Source organism: Sphingomonas sp. Leaf407 (assembly GCF_001425385.1).
In the GTDB taxonomy this organism is placed as follows: Bacteria; Pseudomonadota; Alphaproteobacteria; order Sphingomonadales; family Sphingomonadaceae; genus Sphingomonas.
This window is the reverse complement of the sequence record NZ_LMQO01000002.1, coordinates 301,142-314,612: the sequence shown is the minus strand read 5'-3', so window position 1 is coordinate 314,612 and position 13,471 is coordinate 301,142. Positions and strand designations below refer to the sequence as shown.

8 protein-coding genes and 1 other annotated feature are annotated in these 13,471 nt (G+C 69.5%); of the genes, 2 read left to right on the top strand and 6 right to left on the bottom strand.

Translation table 11 applies throughout. From position 1 onward, the window contains the following. Positions 1 to 24: 24 nt before the first annotated feature. The 3 genes from ASG37_RS07850 to ASG37_RS07840 are packed head-to-tail and all read right to left on the bottom strand — an operon-like array spanning position 25 to position 3,550. The gene (locus tag ASG37_RS07850; protein ID WP_055757906.1) at positions 25 to 531 is read right to left on the bottom strand and encodes a hypothetical protein; all 507 of its coding nucleotides are present in this window, start codon (positions 529 to 531) and stop codon (positions 25 to 27) included. Continuing rightward, positions 522 to 1,313 carry an exosortase/archaeosortase family protein gene (locus ASG37_RS07845; protein WP_082448104.1) on the bottom strand — a complete coding sequence of 264 codons (792 nt, stop codon included), beginning with the start codon at positions 1,311 to 1,313 and terminating at the stop codon, positions 522 to 524. Before ASG37_RS07845 ends, ASG37_RS07850 begins: the two co-directional genes overlap by 10 nt. Then, positions 1,274 to 3,550, bottom strand: coding sequence for a VIT domain-containing protein (locus tag ASG37_RS07840; RefSeq protein WP_055757901.1), 2,277 nt, complete (start codon positions 3,548 to 3,550; stop codon positions 1,274 to 1,276). The genes ASG37_RS07845 and ASG37_RS07840 overlap by 40 nt, the downstream gene beginning before the upstream one ends. A 197-nt stretch (positions 3,551 to 3,747) precedes the next feature. Here ASG37_RS07840 and ASG37_RS07835 point away from each other — a divergent pair, with 197 nt between their 5' ends. Then, a complete protein-coding gene (locus ASG37_RS07835; protein ID WP_235525148.1) occupies positions 3,748 to 6,789 on the top strand; it encodes a sugar-binding domain-containing protein in 3,042 nt (1,013 codons plus the stop codon). Between the two features lie 181 nt (positions 6,790 to 6,970). Continuing rightward, positions 6,971 to 7,026, top strand: a sequence feature (sul1 is cis-regulatory element that is thought to sense ions involved in sulfur or methionine metabolism; They are found in Alphaproteobacteria). 64 nt (positions 7,027 to 7,090) lie between these two features. Further along, entirely contained in the window at positions 7,091 to 8,575 is a 1,485-nt protein-coding gene (locus ASG37_RS07830; protein WP_055757895.1) for a SulP family inorganic anion transporter, read from the top strand. A gap of 13 nt (positions 8,576 to 8,588) precedes the next feature. Here ASG37_RS07830 and ASG37_RS07825 read toward each other — a convergent pair whose 3' ends face one another. From ASG37_RS07825 to ASG37_RS07815, 3 genes are all read right to left on the bottom strand, one after another. After that, positions 8,589 to 9,506 carry a glycosidase gene (locus tag ASG37_RS07825; protein ID WP_082448102.1) on the bottom strand — a complete coding sequence of 306 codons (918 nt, stop codon included), beginning with the start codon at positions 9,504 to 9,506 and terminating at the stop codon, positions 8,589 to 8,591. Further along, a complete protein-coding gene (locus tag ASG37_RS07820) occupies positions 9,503 to 10,267 on the bottom strand; it encodes an SDR family oxidoreductase (protein WP_055757893.1) in 765 nt (254 codons plus the stop codon). The genes ASG37_RS07825 and ASG37_RS07820 overlap by 4 nt, the downstream gene beginning before the upstream one ends. A 79-nt stretch (positions 10,268 to 10,346) precedes the next feature. Next, the gene (locus ASG37_RS07815) at positions 10,347 to 13,445 is read right to left on the bottom strand and encodes a PAS domain-containing protein (protein WP_082448188.1); all 3,099 of its coding nucleotides are present in this window, start codon (positions 13,443 to 13,445) and stop codon (positions 10,347 to 10,349) included. Positions 13,446 to 13,471: the final 26 nt, after the last annotated feature.

Here is a 13,471-nt window from a genome sequence, read left to right as displayed (position 1 = left end):
GCTGGCGCTTTCGTCGGGGTCACGTCAACCATCCTGCTCGACGGTCATCACCGCCAGCCATGGGCCGGGGCTTCGTCCGGTGAGCGCGGGCCAGTACCAGCCGGGCACGTCGGCATGGACCTGACCGTCGCTCGCGCGGATATGGTCGCAGACGGTCAGGCCCTTGCCATCGCGGGTGGCGCGGAAGCAGGAGGCATGGCCGCCGGGCACGGTTCGCATCGGCAGCGGATCGATCGCATAGCCCAGCGCCGCGAAACAATCGCGCGGCGGGTGGAGCAGCCGCGTCGCGCGGGCGACCTGTCGCAGCACGATCTGGCGGCGGCCGTCGCTGAACCGCGCGACATGGCCGGGAAAGTTGCGGGCGAGCAGCGCGTCGCCCGGCCCGGCGGGCAGGGGGTGGAGCTGCCTGCCCTCATACACCGCCGGCCATGGGGCCAGCGGCGGCCGGTCGACTGGCCGGGCGGGGAGCAGCGGTGCGGTGGCGGCGAAGGCTGCGGCGGCGATCACCGCCAGCCGGGGGATCAGCGCCATGCGACCACCCTCCCCCGCGCGAGTAACGCCACCGCGCCGCCGGCGACGATCGCGAAGGCGGCGAGGCCGATCGCCTCATGCGCCACCGGCCCGCCGATGGCGGTCACGAAGCCGGCTTCGAGGTAGAACAGGCTCGCCGCGCGCAGGGCATTGCCGACGACCGCGACGATGACGGTCGCGGCGAGCAGCAGGGCGAAGCGCGCCGGGGGCATCCGCTGGATCACCCCCGCCGCACACGCCAGCACCAGCAGCGCCCACAGCATCCGCACCCCACTGCACGGCCCGTCGAACAGGAGTTGCTTCCCCTGCCACTGGAGCGCGACACCCTCCAGCGACACGTCGATGCCGTTGCCGCGCAGCAGCCACGTGGTCAGCACCGCCGATATGCGGCGCAGCGGCCCGGCGACCAGCACGTCGAGCGTCGGCAGCATCGGCACGCCGAGCAGCGCGAGCAGCATCGGCGGCCAGCGCCATGCCCCGAGTGCGCACCAGCCGAATGCGGCGACCAGCACGATGATCTCCAGCAGCGTGATCCCGCTGACCGCCGCGCCGCCGAGCGCCAGCAGCGCGACCGTCAGTCCGGTGGACGAAACGCCGTGACCGGCGCGCAGCAAGGCCCAACCCAGCACCGCGAGCAGCGCCAGCGTCGTCGCCAGCCCGGCCCCGTCGGCGCGCCCGGCAAGCTGGACCAGCGCGTGCCATCCCGCCCCGGCGACGATCGCCGCCGCGATCCGCGCCGGGATCATGCCGCCACCGCCCGCCGCTGCCGCCGCCACAACCATAGCGCGGCGAGCGCGGTCAGGATCAGCAGCGCCCAGGTTTCGGGTTCGGGCACGGTCGGCACCGCGTCCGAATCGGGCACCGGCAGGTCGCCGTCCTTATACTCCTTGTCGGTTTCGAGGACGACCGCGCCGCTGACCGGGGTCACGATATTCAGCCGGTGGGCGAGCCGGATCGCGGTTTCGCGCGACTTCGCCGGCGCCTCGCCCTCGCCCGCAAGCTGGTCGGCGGCCCACAGGCGGACGAGGTGCGCCGATCCGGTCGCGGCACCGGGCGACGTTGCCGCGCGTTCGACCTGCCAGCCGGGACCGCTGGCGAGCAGCGCGCGCAGATCGGCGACCGGATCGCCGCCCGGCGTCGGCAGCCGGGCGCTGTCGAACCAGCGTTCGCCGGGCACCACCAGCGCGCGGCCAGCCACCGCCTGATAGCGCACGAGGCGCGGCAGCGCGGGCAGCCGGTCGAGCGCCTGCTCCAGCGCGGGTTCGGTCGCGGTGAAGCGGACCGGCTGCGCGCCGTGCAGCCACAGGATCGTCGCATCGCCGCGCGGCATCGCCCGCAACGCCTGCGCCAGCGCCGCGCGATCATCCTGACCGCCGACCGGGCGGATCGCGGCGAGCGCATCGCGGACGCGGGCCGCCTGCGCCGGCGACCATGGCGCGGGGGCGACGGTCGCGGGCGTGTCGGCCGCCGTCACCATGCCGACGATCCGGCCGGGGGTGATCGCGTCCAGTGCCTTGCCGAGCACGGGGAGCGTGGCGGCCATGTCCGCCGATCCGTCGACGACCAGCATCAGCGGCCCCTGCCCCATCGCACCGCGCTCGATCCGCTGTTCAACCGCGATCGGCCCCGCCTTGCCGACCGCCGCGACGGTCGCGGTGGTGCGGCGCGGCGCGGCGATCTGTGGCAGCGTCAGGCGATGGTGCCCGCCCGTCAACGCGCCATCGCCGAGGTTCGCGCGGACCGGCCGGCCGCCCTCGACCCACAGCGCATGGACCAGCGCGGCGTCGGTGTCGAAATTGCGCTCGACGATGCGCGGCAGCGCCAGCGTGCGCGCGCCGTCGGCGGCGATGGCAAACGGTGCGGTGACGCCGATCCGCAGCTTCATCGTCGCGTTCGGCGGCACCGGAAACGCCTGTACCAGCAGCCGCTGCGCGCCGTCGGTCGTCACCAGCAACGGATCGCGCGAGACACTGACGACTCTTTGATAGGCCGCCTTCACCGCGCCGCGCCCGGCGATGCTCGCCTCGCGCGGTTCGCCGTTCACCCACAGCGTCGCGCGCGAGACGACCGCACCCTCGGGCAGCGCCAGCGTGAAGCGTGCCTCCTGCTGCCGCGCGCCCTTGTTGACGAGATCGATCGTCCATTCGAGATAGGCGAGGCTGTCGCGCTCGTTGACCGATCCATCGATCCGCGACTGGCCAAGCGACAGGCCGGGCACCCGCCCGCCGACATCCTCCCCGCCGCGATCCTCGTCCCATGCGAACCGGTTGTCGCGCCGCGCTGGCCGGGGGACAGCGTTGAACGCCTGTCCGGTCACGCGGTAATAGAGTTCGCGCGCATCGCCGGTGCTGGTGAACGCGTTCCCGAACAGCCCGGTCCGCGAACGGAAGATCAGTCCGCCGACGATACTCGCCGGACGGGTGGAGTCGCCATAGGCCTGTCGCAGCAACAGGTCGCTGTCGCCCATCCGCCGCATCAGCGCGATCGCGTCCGCCCGCTCCGCTCCGCCGCGTTCATAACGATCGAGCGCCACCTGGGTCATCGTCGCCGGCAGATCGGCCAGCACCAGCGCGGCGAGACCCAGCAGCGCGCCGCCCGTCATCGGTCGCCATGCCCGCCGCCCGCCGGCCAGCCATAGCGTCCAGCGCGCAGCATGGATCAGCGCCACGACCGGCGCGAACGGCAACAGCCCGACGCCCATGAACACGATCCCGACCAGCGCGAACGGCAGCAGCGGCAGGAAGATCAGCGCATAGCTCGCCGCGATCACGCTGGCGGCGGTGCCGGCGACGATCAGCCATGATGGCGCTGGCGCATCGGAACGCATTGCCCGCCATAGCAGCACATTGACGATCGGCACCGTCGCGACCATCGCGACATGGCCGGGTGTCGGCAGCGGATCGAAGAACGCCCCCGCGCACAGGCCCGTGATCCATTCGATGACGATGACGACCGTCGGAAAGACCGTGGCGGCGATCAGCGCGAACGTGCCGGGCGGATTCGGTTGGCGATAGGACATGGCGATCGGCTCCCTGAAGTGGCGCCGGTGTGGACCGGTGCGATCGAGTGCCGATGACCGCCGCTCGCAGCGCCGGCGAAAATCCGATGCAGTTTCGGTGCAGACGGGGTCCGGCCTGACCAATTTCTCAATACGGCTTGCTTCGGTCTGACAATCTGCACATAATGGTCATAAATACCATAATGTGGGAGTTAAGGATGCGCTCATGGTTTGCAGCATCGGTCGCCGTCCTTGCACTGGCGTCCCCGGCATCGGCGCATGACACCTCCAGCGTGGTCGCGTCGGGCCGTGCGACCTATAATCTCAATCCCGGCTGGCGGACGATCACCGGCGATCCGGCCGGGGCGCAGGCCGCCGGTTTCGACGATCGCGCCTGGGGCCGTGCCACGCTGCCGCATGCGTTCAACGAACGCGAAGCCTTTGCCCGCGACATCAAGGACCTGTCGACCAGCATCAACTGGTATCGCAAGAGGATCACGCTGCCCAAAGGCGCGCAGGCGGGCAAGGCGTTCCTGGAATTCGAAGGCGTGCGGCAGGCGGCCGAGGTGTGGGTGAACGGACGTGCCGTCGTGCTATCCGAACATGGCGCGATGGCGTTCGGCGCGGACATCACCGCCGCGCTCAAGCCCGGCGAGAACGTCATCGCGGTGCGTGTCGACAGCGACTGGCGCTACAAGGAACGCGCGACGCACAGCGGCTTCCAGTGGAACGACCGCAACTTCAACGTGAACTACGGCGGGATCACCAAGAACGTCCGGCTGCACCTGACCCCTGCGACCTATCAGACGCTGCCGCTGTTCTCGGCGCTGGGCACCACCGGGCAATATGTCTGGGCCGACGCCTTCGACATCGCCGCGCGTACCGCGACGATCCATGCCGAGACGCAGGTCCGCAACGAAGCGACGCGCGCCCGCACGATCGGCTACCGGGTCGAGGTACGCGACGCCACCGGGCGGGTGGTCGCGCGGTTCGATGGCGGCGGCGCGACGCTGGCCCCGGGCGAGACGCGGACGCTCACCGCCGACAAGCGGCTGAGCGGGCTCAACTTCTGGAGCTGGGGCTATGGCTATCGCTACCGCGTCACCACCAGCCTGACCGAAGGCGGCAAGGTGATCGACGCGGTCGACACGCTCACCGGGTTCCGCTCGACGCAGTTCGGCGACGGGATGGTCCGGTTGAACGGGCGGGTGATGCAGGTGCATGGCTATGCCCAGCGCACGTCGAACGAATGGCCAGCGGTCGGCGTGTCGATCCCGCCGTGGATCAGCGACTTCTCCAACGCGCTGATGGTAGAGAGCGGCGGCAACATGGTCCGCTGGATGCACATCACCCCGTCGAAACAGGATATAGAAAGCGCCGACCGCGTCGGGTTGCCACAGGCGATGCCGGCGGGTGACGCCGAGCATGACGTCGAGGGTCGCCGCTGGGACCAGCGCAAGGAATTGATGCGCGACGCGATCATCTACAACCGCAACAACCCGTCGATCCTGTTCTACGAAAGCGGCAACGAGAGCATCAGCGAGGCGCATATGGCCGAGATGAAGGCGATCCGCGACCGGTATGACCCGCAAGGCGGCCGCGCGATCGGATCGCGCGAGATGCTTGACAGCACCACCGCCGAATATGGCGGCGAGATGCTGTACCTGAACAAGAGCGCGAAGCATCCGATGTGGGCGATGGAATACAGCCGCGACGAGGGTGCGCGGCTGTATCAGGACGATTTCACCGCGCCGTTCCACAAGGATGCGCCCGACTATAACCGCAACCAGGACAGCCATGCGATCGAGGATGTCCGCCGCTGGTATGATTACTACCGCATCCGCCCCGGCACCGGACGGCGGGTGAGTTCGGGCGGGGTCAACATCATCTGGTCCGACAGCAACACCCATTATCGCGGCGACAACAACTATCGCCGATCGGGCGAGGTCGATGCGATGCGCCTGCCCAAGCAGGGATATTATGCGCACCGGGTGATGTGGAACGGCTGGGTCGATCCCGAGGCCCCGGCGACGCATGTCATCGGCCACTGGAATTACGCGGCGGGCACGACCAAGCCGGTCAGCGTGGTGTCGAACGGTGCGGCGGTCGAGCTGTTCCTGAACGGCCGTTCGCTGGGGCAAGGCACGCGCTCCAGCGGGTTCCTGTTCCAGTGGCCCGCCGTGGCGTGGGCTCCGGGAACGTTGCGCGCGGTCGCGACCGGGGCCGACGGCCGCCGCTCGGAACATGTCGTCGAGACGGTCGGCGCGCCGGTCGCGCTGCGGCTGACGCCCAGAACCGGCCCGCGCGGCTTCGTGATGGACGGTGCCGACCTCGCGCTGGTCGATGTCGAGGTGGTCGATGCCAAGGGCCGCCGCGTGCCGACCGCCAACGACAAGGTCGCCTTCGCGCTCGATGGCCCGGCCGAATGGCGCGGCGGCATCGCGCAGGGTGACAGCTCGGGCAAGCCGCGTGCGACACAGGCGGTACAGGGCGACGTCATTCCCGGCACCACGCCCACCGCCGGCACCGCGCGGGGCGAGGACAATTACATCCTGTCGCGCACGCTGCCGGTCGAGGCCGGGGTCAACCGCGTGCTGCTGCGTGCCGGGGACCGCCGGGGCACGGTGCGGCTGACCGCCAGCGCGCCGGGGCTGAAACCCGCGACGATCGCCATCCCGACCGTCGCCGCCGCCGCGACGCCGGGCGGCCTGTCGCGCAGCTTCGCGGCGGCGGCGCAACCCGGCCTGCTGACGCGCGGGCCGACCCCGGCGGGCGAATCCTACCGCGTCACCCGGTCGACCGTGGTGCCGGTGCGGGTCGTCGCCGGATCGAACCCCGCCGATGCCGCCCGGACGTTCGACGACAACGAACTGTCGCGCTGGATCAGCGACGGGCGGGCCGACAGCGCATGGATCGAGTATGATTTCGGTCGCGAAGTGAGCTTGAGCGAGATCGAGCTGAAGCTGGTCGGCTGGCGGTCGCGCGCCTATCCGCTCGCTATCACGCTCGACGGGCGCGAGGTATGGCGCGGCGAGACCGAACGCCAGCTCGGCTATGCCGCCGTCGCCTTCGCGCCGGCGTGCGGGCGGGTGTTGCGCATCACCCAGACCGGACCGGTGCAGGACCGCGACGCCTTTGGCAAGATCGTCGAGCTGGCCACCGCGCGGCAGGCGGGCGACACCGGGGCCGACGCGGTGCCCCCCGGCTTCCGCCTCGCGATCGTCGAGGCCGATTTCCACGGGCCGGTGGCGGCACGGTAAGGTTTGATCCATCCATCCTGAAACAGGCGTCATCCCAGCGAAGGCTGGGATCTCCGGCTGATGGCACACGACAGGAGCCGCTTGAGGCCCCAGCCTTCGCTGGGGCGACGATTCTGTTCGGATGGATCAACCCCCGAGGCTTGCGTCGGGATCGGCGGGTCGGCTACAGCGCGATCATTCGCAAGGACCCGGTGAAATTCCGGGTGGCTATTCCGGCCGCCGATCCGCCGGACAACATGCACATCCAACCGATCCTGCGCGCTCCACCCATGGGCGCCATGTGCCTTGTTGTGGATTTCACATGCCGCTTATTTCCAGAACCTATCGCCGTCAGTGGTTCACCGACGGCGCCGCCGCCCGCCGTGACGTGCTGGCCGGCATCGTCGTCGCGCTGGCGCTGATCCCCGAGGCGATCGGCTTTTCGATCATCGCCGGGGTCGATCCGGCGGTCGGCCTCTATGCCTCGGTCGCGATCGCCATCGTCATTTCGCTGATCGGCGGGCGGCCCGGCATGATCTCGGCAGCGACCGCCGCCGTCGCGGTGCTCATCGGCCCGCTGGTGCGCGATCACGGCGTCGCCTATCTCTTTGCCGCGACGATCCTGATGGGGGTGATCCAGATCGCCGCCGGGCTGCTGCGGCTCGACCTCGTCATGCAGTTCGTGTCGCGCTCGGTCATTACCGGCTTCGTCAACGCGCTGGCGATCCTGATCTTCCTCGCGCAGCTCCCGCAACTGACCGGGGTGACGTGGCACAGCTATGCGCTGGTCGCCGGGGGCCTTGCGATCATCTACCTGTTCCCGCGCGTGACGAAGGCGGTGCCATCGCCGCTGGTCGCGATCCTCGTGCTGAGCGCGATCAGCATCGGCCTTGCGCTGCCGGTCAACACCGTCGGCGACATGGGCCGCCTGCCCGACGGGCTGCCAGGCCTTGCGCTTCCGCAAGTGCCGCTGACGTTCGAGACGCTGCGGATCATCCTGCCCTATTCGCTGACCATGGCCGCCGTCGGGCTGCTCGAATCGCTGCTGACCGCGCAGATCGTCGACGACATGACCGATAGCGACAGCGACAAACGGCGCGAATGCGCGGGCCAGGGCGGTGCGAATATCGTCGCCGCGCTGTTCGGCGGGATGGGCGGCTGCGCGATGATCGGCCAGTCGGTCATCAACGTGACGTCGGGCGGGCGCAGCCGGCTGTCGACCTTTGTCGCGGGCGGATTCCTGCTCGTTCTGCTGACGCTGCTCGGGCCGTTCGTCGGCCGGATGCCGATGCCCGCGCTGGTCGCGGTGATGGTGATGGTGTCGATCGGCACGTTTAGCTGGAACTCGATCGCCAACCTGCGGCGGCATCCGGCGACTTCGTCGATTGTGATGTTGACGACGGTCGTGGTCGTCGTCGCGACACGCGACCTGTCGCTGGGCGTGCTGGCGGGCGTGCTGCTGTCGGGCATCTTCTTTGCCGGCAAGGTGCAGCGGATGTTCGCGGTGGAGCGCAGCATGGACGACGGCGTCACCTACCGCGTGACCGGCGAGATTTTTTTCGCCTCGGTCGATCGCTTCACCCGTGCGTTCCGACCGGAGGGTGCGACGACGGTGACGATCGACGTGTCGGGCGCGCATTTCTGGGACATTTCGGGCGTCGGCGCGCTCGACAAGATCGTCGCCCGGTTGCGCCGCGATGGCGCCGTGGTGGACGTCATCGGCTACAACCGCGCCAGCGCCGCGCTGGTCGACCGGTTCGCGCTGCACGACAAGACCGGGGTGGAGCTGGGGGTGGTGCCGCATTGAGCGGCACGCCCCCTCAACTCCGCCGGATCAACGCCCGCGCCAGCCGGCGGTCCTCCAGCGAATAATAGAGCCAGATCGCCCCGTCCGCGACCACGACCGATGCCGCGAACGCGATGTCGGTCGCGCTGCGATCGTCGACCGGCGGCGGGGTGACGAGTGGCTGGAGCCCGCGGGCGACGACACGGCTATAATCGGCGTCGAACGCGACCCAGCCGATCCGCCAGCGCGCGTCGCGCGTGGCACCATTGTAGAACATCACCGGACATGCCGGATCGTCGGTCAGCAGCGGCCCGGTCGACAGATGCCAGTCGTCCCAACTGTCCGCGCGCGGCAGGAACGGTGTCGGCTGTTCCTCCCAAGGCCCGGCGACATCGGCACCGACTGCCATGCCCACCCGCGATGCCTCGTCGGCGGCATATTCGTAGAACAGCCGCCAGCGCCCGTCGGGCGTGCGGTCGATCGTCGCTTCCTTGGTATTGCCCTCCGACTTGGACGAGGCGAGCGCGACGCCGCTCTTGACCAGCCGGTCGAGCGACGGACCGGTCGCATAGGACAGTTCGCCATGCGCGTGATCGGCGAGCACGCCCGAATAATAGACGACATAGCCGTCGTCGCGGCGGACGACCGTCGGGTCCTCTACGCCGCCCGCGTCATGCTCGTCGGGGCCGGGCACGATCGACGGCGTGTCCGCCATGGTGAAGCGCACCCCGTCGTCGCTCCACCCCGCCCAGATCACGCCGGTATCGGTGAGCGGCGCGCCGGGTGGCACGACCGCGCGGACCATGATGCCGTAGCGACCGTCGGGCTCGCGCCAGACATAGGGGCTCATCAGGTCGCGCGCCGCCAGTTCGGGCGGGCCGTCGAGGGTGACAGACTCGATCGCCCGGACATTGAAGTCGAGCGGCAGCCCGGTGTCGACAACGCCGGTCATGCGCCGATCGCCTGCATCAGCGACAGTCCGCCGTCGATCACGATCCGCGCGCCGGTGATATAGCGCGCCTTGTCTGAGGCGAGGAACACGGCGAGATCGGCCACCTCTTCGGGCGCACCGGCGCGGCCCAGCGGAATGTTGTGTTCCAGCGTCCGGCGGTAGGTCTCATCTGCCTGCGCCCGTGCGTTCATCGGCGTCAGGATCATGCCCGGCTCGATCGCGTTCACGCGGATGCGGCGCGGCGCTTCCTCGATCGCCAGCGTCTCGATCAGGTTGGTCAGCCCGCCCTTCGCCGCGCAATAATCCGCCCCGCCGGCGCGCACCGCATAGGCATGGATCGACGAGATGTGCAGGATCACCGCGTCGCCCGCCTCGCCCCGCCCGGTCAGGAACCGGCGCGAGGTGAGGAACGCGCCGGTCAGGTCGGTGTCGAGCAACCGCCGCCACTGGGCCAGCGTCATGTCGCGGACGTTGACCCCGGTCATGTTCAGCCCGGCGGAATTGACCAGTACGTCGGCCGGCCCCCATTGCCGCTCGACCGTGGCGAAGGCGGCATCGACCGACGCTTCATCGTCGACATGCGCCTGCACGGTGATCGCCTCGCCGCCCGCCGCGCGTACCGCGTCGGCGCTGTGCCCGGCGGCGGTGGCATCGGCGTAATAGAGCACCGCCACCCGTGCGCCGGTCGCCCCGAAGGCTGCGGCGCAGGCAGCACCGATGCCCGATTCGGCACCCGTCACGATGATCGTCCGGCCCGTCACATGCCACCTCCCGCAGTCGTTCGGGGGGTGCAACGACCGGCGGGGCGATTGGCTTCACGCCGGGTCGCCGGTCCGGCGATTATCTGACCGGCTGATCCTTCGTCCGCCGCACCCCGCCGCGCACCGCCGCGATCAGCGCCTTGGCGTCATAGGGTTTGGCGAGCACCACCGCGTTCGGTTCGCGCTGCACCGCGCCCGGATCGCCGGTGGCGAACACCACCAGCGCGTCGGGGCGGACGCTGCGCGCGCGTGTCGCCAGCTCACGGCCCGATGCGCCGGGCAGGTTGACGTCGGTGATGAGCACGTCGACCGGCGCGGTCTGGAGCGCCATCAGCGCTTCCTCGGCGCTCGCCGCTTCCAGCACCACGAACCCTGCGTCCTTCAGCATGTCGGCGGTGTTCGTGCGGATCAGATCGTCGTCCTCGACCAGCAGCGCGGTCTGGCGCAGGCTCGGCGGAGTCGTCACCGCGACCGGCGGGTTGGGTTCGGGCGCGGTGCGGGTCGCGACGCCACGCTGTTGCTGGTTGGCCAGCACATGGCGGAATTTGCGCGCCAGCGCCTCGCGCGTGTACGGCTTCGACAACAGCTCGACGCCCTTGTCGAGCCGCCCGCCATGGACGATCGAATTCTCGGTATAGCCGCTGGTGAACAGCACCGCGATATTGGGCAGCCGCTCGCGCGCCTTGCGCGCCATTTCCGGGCTCTTGAGCGGTCCGGGCATCACCACGTCGGTGAACAGCAGGTCGATCGGCACCCCGCTTTCGATCACCGCCAGTCCGCTGGTCGCATCGGCGGCCTTCAGCACGCGGTAGCCAAGGTCGCCCAACAGCGCGACGACGGTCGCGCGGACCTCCTCGTCGTCCTCGACCACCAGCACCGTCTCGGTCCCGCCACGCACCGGCCCGGTATCGACCGCGACCTCGACATCCTCGGACTCCATCGCGCGCGGCAGGTAGAGCTTGATCGTCGTGCCGTGGCCGATCTCCGAATAGATCTTCACATGCCCGCCCGATTGCTTGACGAAGCCGTACACCATCGACAGCCCGAGGCCCGACCCCTTGCCTTCCGCCTTGGTCGAGAAGAACGGTTCGAACACTTTGGCGACGATGTCCGGGGACATCCCGCTGCCGGTGTCGGTGACGGCCAGCATGACATATTGCCCCGGCACCACTTCCTCGTGCGTGCGGGCATAGGCATCGTCGAGGTGCGCGTTCGACAGTTCGATCGTCAGCCGGCCCTGCCCCTCCATCGCGTCGCGCGCGTTGATCGCGAGGTTCAGGAGCGCATTCTCGATCTGGCCGGGATCGATGAAGGTGTTCCAAAGGCCGCCGGCGAACACCGTCTCGATCTCTACGCCCTCACCGATCGCGCGGCGCAGCATGTCGTCCATCCCCTGCACGAAGCGGGTGACGTTGACGACCTTGGGCTCCAGCGCCTGCCTGCGCCCGAACGCGAGCAACTGGCTGGCGAGCTTCGCCCCGCGCGAGACGCCGGCCATCGCATTGGCGACACGGCGCTCGGCACGTTCGTTGCCCGCCACGTCGCGCCCTAGCAGTTGCAGGTTGCCGCCGATCACCTGCAACAGATTGTTGAAATCATGCGCAACGCCGCCGGTCAGCTTGCCGACCGTCTCCATCTTCTGCGACTGCGCCAGCTTCGCCTCGGCCTGACGCCGCTCGGCGATCTCGGCAATCACGCGGGTTTCGAGGGTTTCGTTGAGGCTGCGCAGTTGCTCCTCGGCACGTTCGCGGTGCCGCACCTGTCGCGCCAGGCTTTCGGCCTGATCGCGCAGCGCCGCTTCGGCCGCGCGCTGGTGCGAAATGTCGGTGTGAACGCCGACCCATTCGACGATGCGGCCATCATCGTCGAGGATCGGCAGCCCCCGGATCGCACAGGTGCGCCATTCGCCGTCGTGGCGCCGCACGCGATGTTCGTGGACGAACATGCCGCGGCTCGCCACCGCCGCGTTCCACGCGACGACGGTCGCCGCCGCGTCGTCGGGATGCACCGCCGCCGACCAGCCGAACCCCTGATACTCGTCGAACGACTGACCGGTCAGCGCGCCCCAGCCGGGCTGTTCGCCGAGCATCCGCCCGTCGGCGCTGTTGGTCCACAACACGCCGTGAACCGCCTCCATCGCGGTGCGGAACCGGCGGTCGCTCGCGCGAACTTCGGCTTCGCGCCCGGCACGGTCGGTGATGTCGATGCCGAGGATATAGACGCCGCTCGTCACCCCATCGGCGCCGGTCGCGGGAACGTAGCGGATTTCCGCCCGGCGCGGCCCCGCTTCCCGGTGATGCAGCGTGGTTTCGGCGACGATCGCCCGGCCGCCCAGCGCCGCGTCAATGTCCGCGCGCCGGTCGACATAGGCCGCCTCGCCGATCACGTCGCGGATGTGGCGGCCGACGATCGCTTCGGGCGACGTGCCGAACCATTCCTGATAGCGGGCATTGGCGAAGCGATAGCGATGGTCGGCACCGACATAGGCGACCAGCATCGGCATCGCATCGGCGATGCCGCGCAGTTCGGCCTCGCTCGCCGCCAGCCGCGCCTCGATCGCCACGCGCTCGCTATGGTCGACGATCGTACACAGCACCCCGCCCGCCACGCCGTTCGCGTCATGCACCGGGGTGTAATAGAGGTCGAGGAACAGCGTTTCCGGCCCGTCGCCGCGCTCCAGCACGATCGGCTGGTCGTGGAACGACTGGACTTCGCCGCGCAGACCGGCGGCGAGGATCGGACGGTTCCAGTCCCAGACTTCGGGCAGCGCCTCGGCGACCGGGGTGCCCAGCGCCAGCGGATGGCGATCGCCGATGATCGCGCGATAGGCGTCGTTGTAGAACAGGATATGGTCGCTGCCCCACATCAATACCTTGGCGACCGGCGAATTGACGATGTTGGCGATCGTCGCGCGCATTTCGTGCGACCAGCCATCGGGCGTGCCGAGCGGCGACTGGCTCCAGTCGCGACGGCGGATCAGCGCGCCGCACTCGCCGCCCGCCGCCGGCCAGCCCGGCGTCAGCGGACGTGCCGCCGCCCCCGTCGCGTCGCGCAGCGCGCACAGGCCGGCGCGGACCACCTCGCTGGTGTTGGCATAGTCGCCGGTCGCCATGCGCTCGACGATGAACTGTTTCAGTTCGGGCGTCAGCGAAACGTTGGAGGTCAGGCGTCCGGTCATGACCGCTATTTCGATCGCTGCATATT